Genomic DNA, 18,700 nt, shown 5'->3' with positions numbered 1-18,700 from the left:
AAATGCAAATAAATGACGACAAAAAAATTCGCTTAATGTATCGCATTGAGCCAGGTTGCCTTGGACCTAAGGGTGCTGAGCATATTGAAGATTTTTGTCGTTTTGCAAACAAGCATATTAAATCCCCCTTTTATGGCCAATTTGTATTTTTACCACGTTACGATAAAACCATAGACGAGCGACAATACAGCGTTAACAGCCGCAATTTATCACTTGCTCAAGCTCGGGCTTACTTAAAGCACTTTGATATTAATATTGAAGAATTTGAAGAACAACTCGACGAGCTCCTCACAAAAGCGATTGATTTATACTTTAAGCGATAGCGTTTAATTGCTGTAGCTTAGGTATTGCCTCCCCTTAAACGTACATTTTTATTTATTTTAATTACTATTAAAAATATAAATAATTTCTTTCACAAAGATAAGGTAATCAGTAATAACTGAGAAAAACCAGATCAGCCAATATGTATCATTTACTCTAAAAGCGCTGCGCCTCTTAACCTCTTTGTGAATAATTAGCTCTTTAAAAGCCTTTATTTGCACAATGAGGAGTAAAAGAGGGATAAATGAGAAAAGCCAAAACCAGTATTTTTATGTTTTATCACTACTCTAAAAGCGCAGCGCCTCTTAACCTCTTTGTGAATTAATTAACTAAATATTTTAAAAGCATTAAAAACAAAAAAGCGGTGTTAATTTTAACACCGCTTAATGCGTAATATATTTAGCTTTAGTAAGCTTGGGTTACAACATAGGTTTTATAACATCAAACACAGCTTCTATATGGTCGTCTCTGTCGTTTAGTGCCGCTATGTAACGGTATTTTTCGCCGCCTGCGTTTTCGAATATTTCACGGTTTTCACCTTCTAGCTCTTCAAGTGTTTCTAGGCAGTCGGCGCTAAAAGCAGGACTTATAATAGCTACATCGGTAATACCTTCATCAGGTAAGGCTGCAAGAGTTGCGTCGGTATAAGGCTTTAACCACTCTGCTTTACCAAATCGACTTTGAAAAGTACTAATTACTTTGTCTTTATCAAGGCCTAGTTTTTCGACAACTAAACGCGTGGTTTGTAAACATAGGCAATGGTACGGATCGCCGCGATCTAAAAACAATTTAGGCATACCGTGATACGAAAAAACAATTTTTTGTGGCATACCATTCGCTTCTAAATCCTCACTAATACTATTAGCAAGCGACTCAATATAACGGGTGTTTTTATGATAGCCATTTATAAAATGTAGTTCTGGCACCCAGCGCCATTTACGCAGTACGCTCGATACAGCATCAAACGTAGAACCCGTAGTTGGGCTAGAATATTGCGGGTACATTGGTAAAATAATTATACGCGTTAAGCCTTTATCACGAAGCTCTTCAAGGCCTGCCTCTATTGAAGGGTTGCCATAACGCATTGCCATTACGACTTCAGTATTGGTATAACCTTGCTCTTTTAATAAGGCATTTAACTTTACACTTTGCTGGCGAGTAATGTGGGTCAGTGGTGAGCCGTTTTCGGTCCATATACTCTCGTATAATTTAGCCGAACGTTTTGGGCGTACGCGTAAAATAATGCCATGTAAAATTATCATCCATACCAAGCGTGGTATTTCTACAATGCGTGGATCTGATAAAAATTCGCGTAAATATGTACGAAGCGCAGCCGCTGTTGGTGCATCAGGGCTGCCTAGGTTAGTTAGCAGTATTCCCGTTTTTTGGTTAAAACGCCCATCATGGGGGTTGTCAGTAACCGCAGAAAATCGCGACACAGAGTGCTCCTTCAAGCAAATTCAATAATCTATTTTATGCACATTGTAACGAAAAAAACTGCGGTTTAGATCAATCATTTAGCAGTTTTCACCATTATTCTGAACGGAGTTGGTTTTTTCGATTCTAGCTGTTGGAGTTTTTCTATCGATTTACTGCCAAATACATGACCTTTGGGCAGCAACATTATGCCCGTATGGCTGTGTAGAGCATGGCCTAGTACCATTTGATCTTTGAGTTCATGGGCGTTACAAATTAGCACTGATCCTGCTGAACTTTTTTGTTCGTGTAGTTTTGCATGGCTTGCTTCAAGTGCACGTACAATTTTAGGATGATAAAACGATCCACTATAAAGTTTTACACTTTCGAGTGCGTCATCGTGGCGCTGCTTTTCATCACTTGCATTGCTCTGCTCAAACGCATCCCAATAGTCGCGCGCTAAACCTAGCACCATAGCGCCTATTGGTATGTCGTTTCCGGCAAGGCCTTTGGGCATTCCGTTTCCGTTAAAGCGCTCAAACTGATAATAAATAGCATCCGACAAGTCATGTAAATGTATTGCTGGCATTAACATTAATTGTGCAGTACTTGGATGAGTATAAAAGGTTTTGCGTTGTTGCTCGTTTAAGCGGTTAACTGGTTTTTTATAAAGATCAGGATCCATAGCAAGCAAGCCTATTTGCGCCAAGTAACCAGCCATAGGGGCAAGATCAATGCTTTTCTGCGACAAGTTTAAATAAAGTGCTATTTGTGTACAGGTATTAGCAATATTTTGTGCTTTGTTACCATCTAGGTAAGGGTTTGCGTTAACAAAATTATATAGCAGCTCTACGGTCGATTTATGCTCTTGTTTTTCGCGCTCGTTGGCGTCTTCAAGCTTTTTTAAAACCTGTTTGATTTGTAAGGTGCGTTTTTCTACTCGTTGTTCAAGCGAGTTATTAAGCTCTAGCAACTCTTGGTTTTGCGCTTTAACTTGTGCCTCTAATTTTTTATTTTGTTTTTTTAGTGCAAATTTTTCTAGGCTATCTCTAATGCTACGAAGTAATAAATCGTTTTGCCAAGGCTTTTGAATATAACCATTTATTTGGCCCTGATTAACAGCCGCTAAAGTGGTTTGTATGTCGGCGTAGCCGGTTAATAAAATGCGTTGAGTGTCGGGTGCCAGCGCACGTGCTTTTTCTAAAAACTCGGCGCCGTTCATTACCGGCATACGCATATCGCTAATAATTAAACCAAACTCATGATTTTTAAAAAGCGTTAGTGCGCTTTGCGGGTTATCGCTAACAATAACCGACAGGCCATTTACTTCAAGTAGCCGTGTTAACGTGCGTAGTACTATTTCATCATCATCAATGCAAAGTACATCAACCTGATTTATTGGTGTGCTTGGTGTTACTTGAGTCATTGAATCGCCTTTAAATTATTTCAGGTTAAATAATAGCTTAAAAAAATATTCTATGGTGTGTTTGTGACTACCTTTATATTAAGTGGTATTTATATAATGGGGTTATTAGCAATAAGTGGATAATTACTTATGCATAATATTAGGCCTTGGCTGCACTAAAGTTGCAAATTTGCATACAGACGACTAAACGTTAAGTATAAAGTTATCTATATGGATGAAGGGAATGGATGGATCAGATGGTAATTTTGAACGTGCTTTTTTAAACGAACAAAAGCTGCGCTTAGCTGCAGAGCAATTACTCAAAGATAAAAGTAGCGTTTTAGTTGCCATAAATAATGAACTACAAAAAAAAGTAGCCGATTTAGAACACCAGCAAATGCTGTTTGTGCAAACCGAAAAAATGGCAACCTTAGGAACGCTTTGTGCAGGCGTAGCCCACGAAATAAATACCCCGCTTGCCTATGCAATGAGTAATATAGAAAGCTTACAAAATTCTACCCCTTTGCTTATCACGTTGCTAAAACTTAACGAGCAATACTTAAACAATGAAATTAAAGATAGCCGTTTTAAACACGAAATAGACATACTCAATTTACAGTATCCGTATGCGTGGCTTTATAACAATTTGCAGGGACAAGTTAACGACAGCGTTGAAGGACTCAAACGAATAAAACAAATTGTGCATGACTTATTAAACTTTGCCCACCCATCCTCCTCGCAAGATAAGCAACTAACCGATGTAACAACGGGTGCTAATAATGCTTTAAGATTATTAAGTAACAAACTCAAACTATGCGAGATAAAAACGCGGTTTGAACCACTACCACTTATTTGGTGCAATTTATCGTCAATTAATCAGATTTTTGTAAACCTATTAATGAATGCTTGGCAAGCATGCGAGCTTGATTTAGAAAAAGGCTGCATTATTGAAGTCAATATTTTTGAACTAGACACAAATATCTGTATTGAGGTAAAAGATAATGGCTGTGGAATGAGTGAAGACACAATAGCGCATATGTTTGACCCTTTTTACACAACAAAAGAAGTCGGAAAAGGCACCGGTATGGGTATGACACTTGTATACGCTATGGTGAGCGATCACGATGGAAAAATAGAAGTTAACAGTACATTAGGCACAGGTACGACCATTCGCTGCCTATTACCTTTAAAAGCGTAAACTAACGAACAAAACCACAATGTAAATAAAGTGTTAAACATTCTATTTTTTGATGTTCAATCCCTTCTTAGAATATATTTTAACCGATTTGATGTGGTTTTTTCTTATCTTGAAGTTTATTTGCATACTTAGACCAAATATTTAGTTTTTTTCATTTCTTTTTGTTTGCATATGTTGCTAGGATGTTTGCAACAGGTTATGAGCATCATAACCACACACATATTATTAAGAATACAAAAAAACAGGGTCGTCACTATGCCAACATACCGTTTAAACACACTTGTTGTAGCCGTTGCTTTCGCGTTTAGCGCACCAAGCATTGTTAACGCTGAAGAAGCACCAGTGCAAGCTGCTAAAAACATAGAGCAAATATCTGTATTAGGATCGCGTGTATCTAACCGTACTTCTACTGAGTCTTCTTCTCCTATTGATTTAATTGACGCAGATGATTTAACCAAAGGTGGCTTTACCGAGCTTGGCCAAAGCCTGCAAGCGACAGCGCCTTCATTTAACTTTTCGCGTACACAAGTATCAGACGGTTCTGATTTATTTAGACCCGCCACACTTCGTGGCTTACAGCCAGATCAAACTCTTGTATTAGTAAATGGTAAACGTCGTCATAACCAATCGATTTTTGGCCTTAACGGTACAGTAGGCGCAGGCGCTGCGGGTACCGATATGAATGCCATTCCGCTAACGGCCCTTAAAGGCGTTGAAGTATTACGCGATGGCGCAGCAGCGCAATATGGCTCTGATGCTATTGCAGGCGTAATTAACTTATCTCTTAATAACTCAACCGGTATTACAACGGGTTTTGTACAATACGGCGGCACAAGTGAAGGTGACGGCGACACTATTTCAGCAGGTTTAAACCGTGGTTTTGAATTAGGTAACGAAGGCGGCTTTATTAACCTATCGCTTGAGTACCGTGATGCCGACGGCACTAACCGTGCAGAGCGCGATACGGGTGGTTCGCTTAATGTTGAACCAGGTACGCTAAGTGAAGATGTACGCTGGGGCCAAGGTAACTCAGAAAGTGAATTTACGTCGTTATTTTACAACATGGCATTACCAATGGGCGACGGCGAGCTTTACTCGTTTGGTGGCTACTCTGAGCGCACGGCGCTGGGTAATGGTTTTTACCGTAACTTTAACGAAGCCTCTAAAAACGTAACACAAGTATACAGCGATGGTTTTTTACCGCGCATATATAACGAAGCACAAGATATTTCAGTAGCGCTTGGTTTTAAAGGCGATATAAACACAGACTGGACTTACGATGTATCGGCCGTTTATGGTGAAAACCAATACGATTTTACATCACGCAATACATTAAATGCTTCTTACGCGGCTGAGTATTTATTTAATAACCCAAATGCAAGCGACGCCGACATTGCAGCAAACTCAGGGCCTACTGGCGGTTACTCAGGTGGTTTTAGATTCGATCAAACAACGGTTAACCTTGATGTAAACGGTATTGTAAATATTGGCCGTAGTGAACCTTTATATGTAACAGTAGGCGCCGAATACCGTAAAGAAAACTACGAAATAGTGCCTGGCGATGAAGCATCATACGCGTGTGGTTTAGCAAATATGGATACATCGTACCCATCAGTAAACGATCCGGATCAATTTGCACAGTGTGGTTTTCAGGCTTATAACGGCCTACGCCCTGAAGCAGCTAACGACAGCGACCGTAACAGCTACGCAGTTTATGTAGACGTAGAAACTATGATCACCGATGCATGGAACGTAAGTGGTGCACTACGTTATGAAGATTTCTCAGATGCTGGGGATGATTTAATTGGTAAATTAGCAACACGTTATGAATTTTCAGATGACTTTGCAGTACGTGGTGCAGTATCTACTGGTTTTAGAGCACCATCACTTCAACAAAGTGGTTATACAGCGTTTACAACTAACTTAGGCTCAGACGGTACCTTAACGCAGTCGTTCACTGCAAACACAGGGACCGCTTTCCCAAGTGCGTTAGGTGTAGATAGCTTAGAGCTTGAAACCTCAACAAACTACAGTGCAGGTTTTGTTTACGATGTAACAAGCGAGCTTTCGTTAACGGTTGATTTTTACCGTGTAGAAATTGAAGACCGTATAACGCTTGGCAGCTTACTTACCGCTGACGACGTATCGTTTAGCGGTGATGCAGTTGCAGCGCTACAAGCAACGGGAGCTGTGCAAGCTAACTACTTCTCAAACTCAGTTGATTCTACTACGCAAGGTGTTGATATTATTGCATCGTACCGCACTGAAGTTGAAGGCGGTAATTTAGGAGTAACTTTTGCAGGTAACCTAAACGATACCAAAATTGACGGCGTAAACGCTGAAGACGGTATTCCTGAAGCGGTTGCTTTTGATGATTTACAACGCAGCTTTTTTACCGACGGACAACCGAGCGAACGTGCAACGCTTACGTTTGACTACGAACGCGATGCCTACACATCAACCATTCGCTTTAACTACTTTGGCGAAACAGATGTAAAATACTTTGGTAACGACCATATTTCATTACCTGGTGAGCTTTCGCCTACGGGGTCATTTAAACCAACAAGTACGGTTGAGTCTGCTGTGTTAGTTGATTTAAATGTTAGCTACCAAATTAACGACATGTTTGCGCTTTCGGTGGGTGCCGATAATGTATTTGACGAAACGCCAGATGAATTAGGCGACGACGAAGTACTTAATTTTATCACCAACGGCGCATTTAAATACCCTGTACGTGCATTGCCATACGGCTTTGACGGCAGAACGTACTATGCAAAAGTAAGCTTTAGTTTTTAATTTATAAAGTAAACTAAGTAATTATAAGCGCAGTTATTAACTGCGCTTTTTTTATGCTTTTTTATTATTAAAAAACTACCAAATGGATGTTAAAAATACTTGCGCGGTTGAAAATTAAGCCTACAATCGCCATCTCTTAAATAGGCCAATATAAAAGCCTCTTTATTATTTAACTTAAAATAACCATTAGTTGATAGGAAATATATGACTAAAAAATCTAAAGCAAAAACCGTAAACACCAGCGCGGTAGACACAGGACGAGGCGTTATAAACCACAATGCACTAGCGGCGATGGTCACCTCTAAATTATTTAAACCACAAGTGGTTAAAGCTAAAAAAGGCAAAGGCTCGTTTAAACGCAACAACAAGCATTCAGGACAAGAGTCCTATTTAATCGCGGCTTAATTAGCACCGATCAAATAGGGCTTTTGAATATAGTAAGCGAGGTTTTATACCTCGCTTTTACTTTTAGTTCTTTATTATTTTCACTCCCAAGCAATCCTCTAAAAACGCAGCGCCTCTAAACCTCTTTGTGAATAACAGCCCTTAAAATATGAATGCACAAAGAGAAGAAAAAGAGGAGTAAATGAGCAGACAAAGTCCATTTTTTTAAGCTATATGATATTTCACCATCGAGGCGCTGTGCGTTACACAAAGAAAACACGAGTAATGTTAGTCACTGGTCCTTGTTTTCTCTTTCACTTTTCGGTGGTGATTAAGTTACTTGTTACTAATGCAGCCGACTAAATGCAAAAGCGGTGCTTTTAAAGGCCAGCAAGCTGCACGTCTACAGGTGCTTATACTCAAGTTAGAAGTGTCATTTTTAACCTTTAAAACTATTATTTTTAACTGTTTGTGATGGGTTTTCACCAAATAGTTGCGTGTAATCTTTAGCAAATTGTCCCGCGTGCCAAAATCCCCAATTGGCTGCTATTACTGAAATGGGCTTATCTTGGTTTGGTTTTTTTAGCTCTCGCCTTACATTATTTAAGCGTGTTAAACGTAAAAACCGCAAAGGGTTAATTCCTAAAATACTCTCAAAGCTATACTGAAGTGTGCGCCTACTTACAAAGGAAAGCTCGCACAGCTCGGTTATTGTTATTGGGTTTTGTGGATTTGTGGCCACGTAATCTTTTACTTTATCTACTACGGCTTTTCGGTGTTTATAACTTGGCGCAATATTTTGCTGCGGATTGTCTGCTTGTAATAAGTGTAGTGCCAACATGTTTAGCATATCTTGCTGTGATTCGGTTCTAAGTCCGAAGCCCTTGCCTACAACCATGCTATTAATTATTTGTCTTGCCGTTTGCAAAGATGAGTTGCTCACTGATAAACGAGCTGATTGTGCAGATACGAGGTTTTTCAATGTTACGCCTTGAAGCTGCGCCATATATTCAATTGAGTTCCAATCGATTACCAAACCATAAATATTAAATTGCTCAGGGGTTATCAGCTCAAAGTCGTTATCACTTGTACGGCACATAAATTGATTACTTGCCACACCTAAACCATTAATTTTACTTTGCTGCGACAGACAAGGAATGCCAAGCCAAACCGAATTAGGGGCTATGTTACATTGCTGACGAAGCGCTCGCTCAGTGTATTCTTTAAACACATGAATATTGACGTAATCCGTTTCTTCAATACAACCATAAAAGCTGCCGTCGCTCATTTGATCGTATTTTTGCTGCCATTGAGTAAGGCTATGCGCTTGCTCGTCTATATCGTGTGTTTGCACCTTGCTCTTTAGTGGTGCATTGTAGCTATTTTGCTGCGCCATATAGGGGATGCTCTTTTTCGTTACACTTTTATTATGGTTAAGTTAACACCGCTTTACGTATGTAACCAATTGAATTGGATTAATAAATAATCTTTTGCCGAAATTCGATAGTTACTTGGTACAAAATAAGCTGTCTTGTAACTATTCAAAATTGATTTATAGCTAAAGATGCAGCAAAACCTATACCAAGGTTGATCATATTAGTTATGTGGAGTAAATCATGGGGCAAGCGTACAGTTACACTTTAGGTACACATACTTATAAATTTAAGAACTTAGCCCAGTTAATGGCTAAAGCTACACCTCAGCGTTCGGGTGATCGCTTAGCGGGCGTAATTGCACAATCAGCACAAGAACGTGCTGTGGCACAAATGACATTGGCCGATGTACCTCTTAAAACATTTTTAAATGAGGTACTTATTCCCTACGAAGATGATGAAATTACACGCTTAATTATTGACGAGCACGATGCAAATGCCTTTATGGCTATTGCACATTTAACCGTAGGCGATTTTCGTAATTGGCTTTTAAGTGACTTTGCAACACCTGCTGTACTTGCAAGTATAAGGCAAGGTATTACGCCGGAAATGGCTGCTGCTGTTAGCAAAATAATGCGCAATCAAGATCTCATATTAATTGCTAAAAAGTGCCATGTTACGAGTGCTTTTAGAAATACTATTGGCCTCCCTGGACATTTATCTACACGTTTACAACCAAATCACCCAACTGACGATATTAATGGTATTGCTGCATGTATGCTTGATGGGCTGCTATACGGTAATGGCGATGCAGTAATAGGTATAAACCCTGCAACCGATAACGTTGCCCAAGCCATTAAGTTAATGACGTTAATGGATGATGTTATTCAAAAGTACGCCATACCGACGCAAAGCTGTGTGCTTACCCATGTTACTAACACTATTGAATGTATAGAAGCTGGCGCACCGGTTGATTTGGTATTTCAATCGATTGGCGGCACGGAGGCTACTAACTCAAGTTTTGGTTTTAATTTAAATACCTTAGCTGAAGCGCAAGATGCCGCTTTGAGTTTAAAGCGTGGCACTGTTGGCAATAATGTAATGTATTTTGAAACTGGGCAAGGCAGTTCGCTTTCAGCAAATGCGCATCATGAGCTTGATCAGCAAACGTGCGAAGCTCGCGCTTATGCCGTTGCTCGTAAGTTTAACCCGTTACTGGTAAATACCGTGGTGGGGTTTATTGGCCCTGAATATTTGTTTGATGGTAAAGAAATTACCCGAGCAGGACTTGAGGATCACTTTTGCGCTAAGTTATTGGGCATACCGATGGGGTGCGACGTGTGTTACACCAATCATGCAGAGGCTGATCAAAACGATATGGATAACTTGCTAACGCTATTAGGTGTTGCAGGCTGCTCGTTTGTAATGGGAATACCGGGCTCTGACGATATTATGCTTAATTACCAAACGACATCGTTTCATGATGCATTATATGTTCGCCGTGTACTTGGCTCTAGACCTGCCCCCGAGTTTGAAGCATGGCTAAGCAAAATGAAAATAATGCAAAACACTTCCGATATTACACTTTCAGATACCTTGCCTCCCGCTTTTGCTAAATCTCTGGGTGCAATTGCTGGAGGTGGCTCATGAACTCACGTTCAAAACAGAGCACTACATTAGATAACTCAGTAAACGAGCATAAAAATAACGGTAATGTAGTGCACAACCCTTGGAGTGATTTACGGCGTTTTACCGATGCGCGTATTGGGCTTGGTCGTGCAGGTATAAGTTTACCAACCTCAGAAATGCTTGCTTTTCAGCTATCTCATGCACAAGCACGCGATGCGGTGAGTTTTCCGCTTGATATTAACAAAATGACTGAGCAACTAGGCAGTATTAGTGCTCTAAAAGAGGTTGCCCCTCCCCTGCATTTACACAGCCAAGCCGTTGACAGGGTTACTTACCTTCAGCGACCCGATTTAGGCCGCAAGCTTGATGAAAATGGTAGGCAAATACTTCTCAGCTATATGAATAAACAAAAGCACACTACGCAGGCTAAATACGATTTAGCGATTGTAGTGGTTGATGGACTCTCCTCGTTGGCGGTACAAAAAAATGCATGTCCATTTATAACAGAGCTATTAGCGCACCTTACAACAGACAAGCAATTTAAAATTGCCCCCATTACTTTGGTTGAGCAAGGGCGAGTAGCAATTGGCGACGATATAGGTGAGCTGCTAAATGCGCAGGTGGTTATGGTGTTAATAGGAGAGCGCCCAGGACTTAGTTCGCCAGATAGCCTTGGCTTGTATTTAACATGGGAGCCTAAAACAGGACTTAACGATGCATGTCGTAATTGCATATCGAATATTCGTCCTGCTGGCCTACCTTATACAGAAGCGGCTAGGCGTGCGCTGTACTTATTACGTGAAGCTAAAAAACTAAAACTAACTGGGGTTAATTTAAAAGACCGTACACAAGACGATGTAATTGAGCATCAGGTTTCAACTACTAACTTTTTAATTGCTGAGTAATTTTAATTAAAAACACATGAAATAAAACAATAAAAACTAAACATCAACGGAGAAGGGTTATGTCTACTAATAATACAGAGTACCTTGCTAAAAGACAGTTAAAACGAGGTACTGCGGGGTGGTTATTACTCGCAGGTTTGGGTGTGTCGTATGTAATATCGGGTGACTTTGCAGGTTGGAACTTTGGTATTGCCGAAGCGGGTTGGGGTGGCTTTGCCATTGCTGCAGTGTTAATGGCAGTTATGTATTTAGCGCTGGTATTGTCGCTTGCTGAAATGTCAGCTGCAATACCTGCAGCAGGCGGTGGTTATAGTTTTGCGCGCCAAGCTATGGGGCCTGCGGGAGGCTATTTAACTGGGCTTGCGGTATTAATTGAATACGCCTTAGCACCCGCTGCTATTGTTATTTTTATAGGCTCTGCAGTTGAAGCCCTCACTGGATTTAATGGACCATGGGTATATGCATTATTTTACTTACTATTTGTGGGAATTCATTTAGCAGGCGTAGGAGAAGCACTTAAAGTAATGATGGTAATAAGTGGTTTAGCAGTATTAGCTATTATTGCAACGGCTTTTGTTTTAATTACAAATTTTGATGCATCACGCTTATTTGACGTCCCCGTAACCGATGCAGTGGGAGCCAGTGAGTTTTTACCTTTAGGTTGGTACGGGGTTTGGGCTGCATTACCGTTTGCCATGTGGTTATTTTTAGCGGTGGAAGGTGTACCGCTTGCTGCAGAAGAGGCAAAAGATCCCGCTAAAGATGTGCCAAAAGGCATTATTGGTGCAATGATCTTTTTGTTATTTACTGCTTTTTTAGTTGTTGTTTTAGTGCCTGGCGCTGGCGGCGCTGCTGCAATGGGCGCAAGTGCTGTACCTTTGGTTGATGCATTAAATGCATCGGGTAGTGAGGGCTTAGCAACTGTAGTAAATATATTAGGGCTTGCGGGTTTAGTTGCTTCGTTTTTCTCTATTATTTATGGCTATAGTCGCTTAGTGTTTGCTTTATCTAGAGCCGGATATTTATCGCGTTCGTTGTCGATTACAACTAATCGCAAAGTGCCAGCACGTGCGTTGATTGTACCTGCCGTATTTGGTTTTTTAGTATCACTTAGTGGCGAGGGTGATTTAATACTTGCAATGGCTGTAGTAGGTGCAACGGTATCGTATGCATTAATGGCGCTGAGCCATATTTTACTACGCGTTAAACAACCTGATTTACCTCGCCCGTATAAAACCCCTGGTGGTGTAGTAACGTCAAGTATTGCTTTAGTGCTTTCGCTTATAGCATTAACCGGTGTGTATGCGTTCGACCCTCGTGCATTTTTATACACTATGATGCTGTTTATTGTGGGCGCCGTATATTACTTTGGCTACAGCTCAAAACACTTAGTTGCTAAAAGCGCTGATGAAGAGTTTGCAATGTTGGCAGATGCAGAATCTGATTTAGAGATGGCTAAGTAAATATTAATAGTTATTATAAGTGAGGCTAGCCCTCACTTATATTTTTATACAAGCAATACGGTGTAAAAATAGTGCCTGCATGTAAACATCAAGCCCCTTATCTACTTTATTAATATCATTTAAAGCTAAAACTTTATGCTGCCGCGTAGCGCTTTGTTTTGCCCATGCTTGGTTTTTTTGTCCATGCGCTTTCGCTGTGAATTACGGCTGGGCTTGGTGGCTCGACGCGCTTTATTAACTACCGTAGCACTAAGAATTAAATCCTTTAAACGCTTAAGGGCATCTTCTCTGTTTAGCTCTTGGGTACGGTGGCTTTGCGCTTTAATGATTAAGACGCCGTCTTTGGTAATTCTTGTATCATTTAATGCAAGTAAGCGTTCTTTGTAGAAGTCAGGTAGTTTAGAGCGGTTAATGTCAAAACGTAAATGAATTGCACTTGCTACTTTATTAACATTTTGACCACCGGCACCTTGCGAACGAATAGCTGTGAGCTCTAGTTCCCATTCATCGATAGTGACAGCATTTGAAATTGTTAACATTGTGTTCAGCTCTATTTGTCAAAAATACATTATATCATCAGTACATTAGCTTGTGGTGAATCGACTAAATTCTTAGAACTTAAATAAATTCTCATAAATTGTACTATAAATCAGCCAATATTTTATTTTGTATTGGCAAGTGTTGCTTATTAGTTTCTAATTGGCACTACTTTAATACTAGGAAATGCTCAATGAAAAAAATACTTGTATCACTTAGCTTATTAGCGATGAGTTTCTCAAGCCTTGCAGAGGATATTAACGAGGGTCAACTTCAAAGCTATATGAAAGCACTGCCAGCTGTGACTAGCTGGGCAAGCAGCCAAGAGTCGTTAAAAGACTTAGATTTAGCAAGTATGCTAGGTGGTTCTGCAGATCAAAGTGTTGGCGAACAAAGCTCTTTAGCTAACAGTGCATTAAGCATGATTAAAGAACAAGACCTATACAAAAGCTTTGCGAGTGTTACAAACCGTTACGGTTTTACGCCAGAGCAGCTAGTAACTGTAGGTTCTGAAGTATCAATGGCTTATATCGAAAATCTTAAGTCGGGCCTTTCTGCTGATAATCAAGAAACTGCTAATAAAGTAATGGGCGGTTTTCAAAGTATGAAAAGTGCTAAAGATAAAGGCGCTAGCTCGTTAATGGGTTCGTTTGGTAAGTCATCAAGCGCAGCTGAGGAGTCTACAGAATCTTTAGTAAGCGAAAACAACCTTGAACTTGTGAGCGAATATATGCCACAACTACAAAAGCTTTTTGCACTTTTATAAGTTTTATTGCTTTAGAAAAAGCGGGCTTATCTAGCCGTGAAATTAAAACGCATAAAAAACGGGGGAGTATTCAATACTCCCCCGTTTTTATTTAGCGTACAGATTATTTAAGATCGAACCTGTCTGCGTTCATTACTTTTACCCATGCATTTACAAAGTCATGTACAAAACGTTCTTTATTATCGTCTTGTGCATAAAACTCACTTAGGGCACGTAAAATAGAGTTTGAACCAAACACTAAATCTACGCGTGTGGCAGTCCATTTAATGGTGCCTGTTTTGCGTTCAACAATATTATATATACCAGGCTCTAGTGGCTTCCAGTTGTTAGCCATGTCGGTTAGGTTTACAAAAAAGTCGGTAGATAGCGTGCCTACATTATCAGTAAATACACCATGTTTAGTGCCTGCGTAGTTTGTGCCTAGTACACGCATGCCGCCCATAAGTGCAGTCATTTCTGGTGCTGTTAAGCCCATTAATTGGCTGCGCTCTAGTAATAACTCTTCGGCTGATACTGCGTAATCTTTTTTCAGCCAGTTTCTAAAGCCATCGTGAATTGGTTCTAGTACATCAAACGATTCTGCATCAGTCATTTCGTCTGTTGCGTCTCCTCGTCCTGGTGCAAATGGTACTGTTACATTAACACCGGCTTGTTTTGCAGCTTGCTCTACAGCCGCTGTGCCACCTAATACGATTAAATCGGCCATGCTTACTGGTTTAGATAAACCCGCTTGTACTTTTTCAAGAGCACTAAGCACACTTGCTAAGCGCTCTGGCTCATTACCTTGCCAATCTTTTTGTGGTGCTAGACGAATACGTGCGCCATTTGCGCCACCGCGTTTATCAGAACCACGATACGTACGCGCACTATCCCACGCTGTATTTATTAAATCACTCGCGCTTACACCGCAATCAAGTAGCTGTGCTTTTAAGCTTGTGATTTCATCGTCTGATAATGTGTAATCAACTGCTGGAATAGGATCTTGCCAAATTAGATCTTCGCTTGGTGCATCTTTACCTAAGTAACATGCTTTAGGACCTAAATCGCGGTGAGTTAGCTTAAACCATGCGCGTGCAAATACATCAGAGAAGTATTCAAAGTCGTTATAAAAACGCTCAATAATTTTACGGTACGCAGGGTCCACTTTCATGGCCATATCGGCATCGGTCATCATTGGGTTTAAACGAATTGATGGATCTTCTACGTCTACTGGTTTGTCTTCTTCTTTAATATTTACAGGTTCCCACTGATGAGCGCCAGCTGGGCTTTTAGTGAGTTCCCATTCGTAATTTAAAAGTAAGTGGCAGTATCCGTTATCCCATGTTGTTGGGTGTGTGGTCCATGCGCCTTCAAGGCCTGAAGTTACAGTATGACGCCCAAAGCCGCCTTCTTTGGTGCTGTTCCAACCTAAACCTTGCTCGTGTACGTCTGCTGCTTCTGGCTCTGGACCTAAGTGCTCTGCTTTACCATTACCGTGAGTTTTACCCACTGTATGGCCGCCCACTGTTAATGCTGCGGTTTCTTCATCGTCCATCGCCATGCGAGCAAATGTTTCACGTACGTGATCTGCCGTTTTTTGTGGATCGGGTATACCATTAACACCTTCAGGGTTAACGTAAATTAGGCCCATTTGTACTGCGGCTAATGGGTTTTCCATGGTGTCTGGTTTTTCTACATTGTCGTAGCGTTCATCACTTGGTGCTAACCATTCTTTTTCAGCTCCCCAGTAAATATCTTTTTCTGGATGCCAAATGTCTTCACGGCCGCCCGCAAAACCATAAATTTTAAGACCCATTGATTCGTATGCCATATTACCAGCAAGAATAAATAAATCGGCCCATGAAAGTTTGTTACCGTATTTTTTCTTAAGTGGCCATAAAAGTCTGCGTGCTTTATCTAAGCTTGCGTTATCTGGCCATGAATTTAAAGGCGAGAAACGTTGGTTACCGGTACTTGCGCCACCACGACCATCAGATAAACGGTACGTACCCGCTGAGTGCCATGCCATACGAATCATTAAACCACCGTAATGGCCCCAATCGGCAGGCCACCAATCTTGGCTGTCGGTCATAAAGGTTTTTAAGTCGGCTTTTACTTCGTCTAAATCTAGAGATTTAAATGCTTCTGCGTAGTTAAAATTAGTGCCGTATGGATTTGATTTAGTATCGTGTTGATGAAGAATGTCTAAGTTGAGTGTGTTTGGCCACCAATCGGTGTTTACTTTAGAAACAACTGAATTACTACCGTGCATAACAGGGCATTTACCCGCTGTTGGCTTGCTCATTGTGAAATCCTTAAAATAGAAAAATAAAATACTTAATCAATCAGTATTATTGCTTATATGTTTATAACTTTTTAAAAAGTAACGGTTATTTTTATTTAATAGGCTTACTTTTTACTCAGCGTGCCTACCTAAGTGCTTACGTATCCTTAATATAGGCGTATAAATTATGCTACGCCAGCCTCAACATACTATTTAAAACGATTGCTCCAATTTATATTTTTGATTGCCCTTACGTTAATGATGTACTTAACAATAGGCTTAAAGTCGCGTTTAAAATAATAGTAAAAAAGTCAGATGGCGCTCATATAAAGTATTACGCAAAATAAAATACAAAATCGGTGAATTAACCTTAATCTTTTTACTAGACCTGTGATCGAATTGAAAAATTTCGGCGTAATGGTATTTGAAGGGTTTGAAAGTGGCTTTAGTTTACTAAAGCGCACATTGGAATACCCCCCTTCACCATGAAATTGTAGTTAGATAGTTATAATGATAAAGGTGCATTACTTAAGCCCAATGCACCTTTACTTTATAAACCGAATACTTTGAGTATTCTTATATTTTTAACTAGTTGAATTGAATTAAGTATTTGTTCATAAAGATTCAGTTAGTATGAAGTTGTTCTCCTGTGAACCCCTACGACATATTGTTGTTTTAAGCAGTTTTTGCCAGCTCACCTTGAGCTGGTTTTTTTTTGCCTATTTTTACTCAAATTACCTGAGCATGGGTAATATGCTCAGGTTTAACCCTATTATTGCTAAGCTCACTAGGCTAAAAAATTCTCACAACTATTGCTCCTATCTAAATTAGGTCAATTTTAATCCACAAAGAACAACACGCCCTAGTGCCATTAAGCCCTGCATGTTAAAGTTATTACAGTAATTAATTTAATTAGGCGTACCAATGCGTTATTACCTATCTGTACTTTTTGTTTGTTTAACTTTGTTTTCGGGCATAGTGAACTCTGCTGAAAAGCAACCAGCTTCACCTACAGCACAACAAGAGCAACAAGCTCTTCAACAACTCAAAGAGCCTATGTATAAGCCGCTAATGGAGCGTTACATATTAGATGAGCTAAAAGCAGTTAGGCAAGATCAGCAAAAGCTTCGTGAAGATGTAACTAAGCAGGTTACTCATGCGCAGCTTGATACTGCCGATCGCGCATTAACGTACACTACAGATACCATTAATAATGTGTTTTTTATAATTACCGCTACGGCGTCGATTTTAGTTTTAGTGGGTTGGAACTCGTTGCGCGATGTTAAAAACAAAGTAGAAGATATAGTAAATACGCGTGTGAGTGTAATTACAGACGAGTATGAAGACCGATTAAAAATTCTTGAAGAAAAACTACGCGTCCGCTCAGAAGAAATACTCAGCAACCAAGAACGCATATCGGTGACTAACGAAGTTCATTCGTTGTGGATGCGCGCAAACCTAGAAAGTGATTTTGCAAATAAAATTGAAATTTTTGATGAAATACTCAATCGCAAACCAGAAGATGTGGAAGCCATTGCTTATAAAGCCGATGCACTACTAGAAATTAATGAAACAGCACAAGCCATTGAGCTGTGTAATCAAGCTATTGATATAGATAGTGACTATGGTTATGCCTATTGGCAACGAGCCTGTGCTTATGCACTAACACATAAGCATGCTGATGCATTAGCCGATATTAAAATGGCACTTGAATACTCTCCAAACTTACGTAATGAATTATTACACGAGAGCGCATTTGCAAGCCTGCATGACAACGACAGCTTTAATACGATAGTGGCTGGTGAAGTTGTTTAAGCACTCAGAATTTGGCCTGTTTGATTAGGCGCAACACCATAAAAAAGGGCCTTGGCCCTTTTTTTGTTTTTAAAGGTAAATTTTGTTGTGTAATTAAGTAATTAGAAGCTACGCTTCTCGCGCGAGCAAGCTTAGCGCCTACGTGGAAAACTTACACTCAGCAGTTTAATTTACCTGTAGACGCGCTGCTTGCAGGCGGTTAAAAACGTAATTTTTAGGATGGTTGATTAAGTAATTAGAAGCTGCGCTTCTCGCGCGAGCAAGCTCTGCGCCTACGTGGAAAACTTACACTCAGCAGTTTAATTTACCTGTAGATACCATCTCTCATTTTAAGCTTCAAGGCCGTATTTAACTTTCTTGAAGCTTAAACGCTTCTTGGTTTTTTATTACACCAAAACATATATGAATGAGCTTTCGCATATTTGCACA

The 18,700-nt window shown here is 40.1% G+C and carries 14 protein-coding genes; 9 read left to right on the top strand and 5 right to left on the bottom strand.

Features of this window, described 5'->3' with window-relative positions; genetic code table 11:
* The first annotated feature begins 2 nt into the window (after nt 1-2).
* Entirely contained in the window at nt 3-323 is a 321-nt protein-coding gene (locus H5115_RS13735) for a hypothetical protein (protein ID WP_002962108.1), read from the top strand.
* 417 nt (nt 324-740) lie between these two features.
* Here the strand turns inward: H5115_RS13735 and hemH are convergent, their stop codons facing one another.
* Together hemH and H5115_RS13725 are read right to left on the bottom strand one after the other, a co-directional pair.
* On the bottom strand, nt 741-1,760 hold the full coding sequence (gene hemH, locus H5115_RS13730; protein WP_182755802.1) for a ferrochelatase: 1,020 nt from the start codon (nt 1,758-1,760) through the stop codon (nt 741-743).
* A gap of 74 nt (nt 1,761-1,834) precedes the next feature.
* Nucleotides 1,835-3,163, bottom strand: a complete 1,329-nt coding sequence (locus tag H5115_RS13725; RefSeq protein WP_182755800.1) for an HD domain-containing phosphohydrolase — start codon at nt 3,161-3,163, stop codon at nt 1,835-1,837.
* A gap of 223 nt (nt 3,164-3,386) precedes the next feature.
* Between H5115_RS13725 and H5115_RS13720 the strand changes: the two genes are divergently transcribed.
* The 3 genes from H5115_RS13720 (at nt 3,387) to arfA (ending at nt 7,541) form a co-directional block, all read left to right on the top strand.
* Nucleotides 3,387-4,340: a sensor histidine kinase gene (locus H5115_RS13720; protein ID WP_182755798.1), complete on the top strand. Its 954-nt coding sequence runs from the start codon at nt 3,387-3,389 to the stop codon at nt 4,338-4,340.
* A 255-nt stretch (nt 4,341-4,595) separates the two neighbouring features.
* On the top strand, nt 4,596-7,136 hold the full coding sequence (locus H5115_RS13715; protein WP_182755796.1) for a TonB-dependent siderophore receptor: 2,541 nt from the start codon (nt 4,596-4,598) through the stop codon (nt 7,134-7,136).
* A 204-nt stretch (nt 7,137-7,340) separates the two neighbouring features.
* A complete protein-coding gene (arfA, locus tag H5115_RS13710; protein WP_138490164.1) occupies nt 7,341-7,541 on the top strand; it encodes a ribosome alternative rescue factor ArfA in 201 nt (66 codons plus the stop codon).
* Between the two features lie 418 nt (nt 7,542-7,959).
* Here the strand turns inward: arfA and H5115_RS13705 are convergent, their stop codons facing one another.
* The gene (locus H5115_RS13705; RefSeq protein ID WP_182755794.1) at nt 7,960-8,916 is read right to left on the bottom strand and encodes a helix-turn-helix domain-containing protein; all 957 of its coding nucleotides are present in this window, start codon (nt 8,914-8,916) and stop codon (nt 7,960-7,962) included.
* Between the two features lie 220 nt (nt 8,917-9,136).
* On the opposite strand from H5115_RS13705, the gene H5115_RS13700 reads away from it, so the two are divergent.
* Genes H5115_RS13700 through eat form a run of 3 tightly spaced genes read left to right on the top strand, consistent with a single transcriptional unit; the run spans nt 9,137 to nt 12,890 of the window.
* Nucleotides 9,137-10,543 (top strand): ethanolamine ammonia-lyase subunit EutB, encoded by a 1,407-nt coding sequence (locus H5115_RS13700; protein WP_182755792.1) that lies wholly within the window; start codon nt 9,137-9,139, stop codon nt 10,541-10,543.
* Nucleotides 10,540-11,427: an ethanolamine ammonia-lyase subunit EutC gene (gene eutC / locus H5115_RS13695; RefSeq protein ID WP_182755790.1), complete on the top strand. Its 888-nt coding sequence runs from the start codon at nt 10,540-10,542 to the stop codon at nt 11,425-11,427. The genes H5115_RS13700 and eutC overlap by 4 nt, the downstream gene beginning before the upstream one ends.
* A 59-nt stretch (nt 11,428-11,486) precedes the next feature.
* Nucleotides 11,487-12,890 carry an ethanolamine permease gene (eat, locus tag H5115_RS13690; protein ID WP_182736600.1) on the top strand — a complete coding sequence of 468 codons (1,404 nt, stop codon included), beginning with the start codon at nt 11,487-11,489 and terminating at the stop codon, nt 12,888-12,890.
* Between the two features lie 125 nt (nt 12,891-13,015).
* Here eat and arfB read toward each other — a convergent pair whose 3' ends face one another.
* Nucleotides 13,016-13,429, bottom strand: coding sequence for an alternative ribosome rescue aminoacyl-tRNA hydrolase ArfB (gene arfB, locus H5115_RS13685; RefSeq protein WP_182755788.1), 414 nt, complete (start codon nt 13,427-13,429; stop codon nt 13,016-13,018).
* Between the two features lie 191 nt (nt 13,430-13,620).
* Between arfB and H5115_RS13680 the strand changes: the two genes are divergently transcribed.
* Nucleotides 13,621-14,193: a hypothetical protein gene (locus H5115_RS13680; RefSeq protein WP_002959106.1), complete on the top strand. Its 573-nt coding sequence runs from the start codon at nt 13,621-13,623 to the stop codon at nt 14,191-14,193.
* Nucleotides 14,194-14,296: 103 nt separating this feature from the next.
* On the opposite strand, the gene katG is transcribed toward H5115_RS13680, so the two are convergent.
* Nucleotides 14,297-16,477: a catalase/peroxidase HPI gene (gene katG, locus H5115_RS13675; protein WP_182755786.1), complete on the bottom strand. Its 2,181-nt coding sequence runs from the start codon at nt 16,475-16,477 to the stop codon at nt 14,297-14,299.
* A 903-nt stretch (nt 16,478-17,380) separates the two neighbouring features.
* On the opposite strand from katG, the gene H5115_RS13670 reads away from it, so the two are divergent.
* Nucleotides 17,381-18,271, top strand: a complete 891-nt coding sequence (locus tag H5115_RS13670) for a TPR end-of-group domain-containing protein (protein WP_002959108.1) — start codon at nt 17,381-17,383, stop codon at nt 18,269-18,271.
* The last annotated feature ends 429 nt before the right edge of the window (nt 18,272-18,700 follow it).

The organism is Pseudoalteromonas sp. SR44-2 (assembly GCF_014163745.1).
GTDB lineage: Bacteria > Pseudomonadota > Gammaproteobacteria > Enterobacterales > Alteromonadaceae > Pseudoalteromonas > Pseudoalteromonas distincta.
This window is presented reverse-complemented; position numbering and strand designations above follow the sequence as displayed.